This window comes from Caballeronia sp. INML2 (assembly GCF_023631365.1).
In the GTDB taxonomy this organism is placed as follows: domain Bacteria; phylum Pseudomonadota; class Gammaproteobacteria; order Burkholderiales; family Burkholderiaceae; genus Caballeronia; species Caballeronia turbans.
Genome location: NZ_JALQDH010000173.1, coordinates 1 through 1,739 on the forward strand (window position 1 = coordinate 1; position 1,739 = coordinate 1,739).

Annotated in this window: 2 protein-coding genes and 1 pseudogene; 2 read left to right on the forward strand and 1 reads right to left on the reverse strand. The window is 58.1% G+C overall.

Annotation, left to right across the window (positions count from 1 at the left end):
• Positions 1–114 precede the first annotated feature (114 nt).
• Positions 115–342: pseudogene (locus tag NCT32_RS36790) on the reverse strand (transposase domain-containing protein); the annotation flags it as partial.
• 306 nt (positions 343–648) lie between these two features.
• On the opposite strand from NCT32_RS36790, the gene NCT32_RS36795 reads away from it, so the two are divergent.
• Entirely contained in the window at positions 649–852 is a 204-nt protein-coding gene (locus NCT32_RS36795; RefSeq protein ID WP_083973451.1) for a hypothetical protein, read from the forward strand.
• The coding region (locus tag NCT32_RS36800; RefSeq protein WP_250491543.1) for a recombinase family protein at positions 839–1,739 on the forward strand (901 nt) is incomplete at its 3' end. The genes NCT32_RS36795 and NCT32_RS36800, both read left to right, overlap by 14 nt.

Sequence of the window (1,739 nt, forward strand, 5' to 3'; positions counted from 1 at the left end):
GTAAGCGCTAAATTGAGCACACGGCCTACGTATGAGCGTAGCCCAGCACCGTGAATTTGCTAGCGGGCAAGCGGCCTGGAATGACTGGCGACGTTGCGCAAGGGGTTGCTGACGTTAGCCGACATGACTGGTGACCTGTAAAAAGCTCCATGGCAGCAGATCGCTGATGTCGGTCTCGGGTGCTCGTTGAGGCAGTTGCGTAAGGACGTGACGCAGGTACGCGTACGGCTCGACGTTGCACGCGCGGCACGTAAGCACGAGGCTGTAGATGACGGCGCTGGCTTTAGCTCCCGCGACCGTGTCGCTGAAGAGCCAAACTTTTCTGCTGGTGGCTATTGCCCGTTCATTCTGTCCATATCGGGCAGGAAGTCGAAGTTCATTATCGCTGGCATCCGCTATATAGGCGTCGCGTCAAAGTCAGAGATGTAGAGCATCGAGGCGGAAGCCCGGTCGTTCACGTGGAGACGGACGGTGGCGTAGTCAAGTTGATGGCGATGTGGATGCTCGATGCCCCTACATGTTCGGCGATGGTTCTCGGCGAACCGAGAGTTTCCGTAGCTGCACTGCATAACCTGCATCAATTGCTGGTCGATCGGCATTTGCGGGGAAACTCCCAGGAGGGCTCCATCAACGTCCGGGAGAAACGCAATGGGCAATCTGCCAAACGTCGTTCCAGCAGGTCAACAATCGTCGCAGTCGATACCGCAGCAGATGAGCATAACGTTCGATGCGCCCGAGCTCCAGGGGATGAGCATGGTGCAACGAGCAAACGCACTCAGTCATCTTGCGATTCTGCTGATGCGGGCCGCCGGCATCAAGACTGCGAAGGAGTGTGACGATGACGAACGTTGATTGTTTGCCCGCAGATCTTCTCAAACGCAAGGCCGTGGTTTATGTCCGGCAATCGACCCAGGCGCAGGTCCAACTGAACGTCGAGAGCCAGCGCCGACAGTATGAACTCGTTCAGGAAGCAAAGCGCCGTGGCTTTCGCGACGTTGAAGTCATCGATGATGATCTGGGGCGCTCGGCAAGCGGCACGGTTGCGAGGCCGGGCTTCGATCGCCTGGTCGCATTGTTGTGCGCAGGCGATGTCGGTGCGGTGCTTTGCCTGGATGCCTCACGTCTTGCCCGTAACGGGCGTGACTGGCATCATCTGCTCGAACTCTGTGGTCTCGTTGAAGCGAGAGTAATCGATCTCGACGGTGTATACGATCCCTGTCGAGCAAATGACCGGCTGCTACTTGGCATGAAGGGCAGCATCAGCGAGTTCGAACTCAACGTGCTTCGAACGCGCATGCTTGACGCCAAACGCGAGAAGGCACAGCGTGGCGAGTTGCGTATCAGCGTGCCGGTTGGCTATGTCTGGCATCGTGACGTTGGTCTGGGTTTCGATCCAGATGCGCGGTTACAGGAAGTCATACGCCTGATCTTCACCCGCTTCCAGCAACTGGGTAGTGCGCGGCAGGTCCTGTTGTCGATGAGGGCCGAGCAGGTTCACTTCCCGCGCCCGTCCGACGGCCGAACGCTGACGCACTTCGATTGGACCCCGATCCGATATCGTAACGTGATCTCCGTGCTCAAGAATCCGTTCTATGCTGGTGTCTACGCGTATGGCAAGAGCGGCAAGCAGATGACGATCGTCGAAGGTCGCGCGCGCAAGAGCTACAAGCACCGCAAGCCGTTTGAGGCCTGGGACGTCATGCTCAGGGAGCATCACGACGGCTATATCGACTGGGCCG

Excerpts from the sequence above, each read along its gene's own strand:
- NCT32_RS36795 (WP_083973451.1), top strand. The coding sequence starts at position 649 with ATGGGCAATCTGCCAAACGTCGTTCCAGCAGGTCAACAATCGTCGCAG.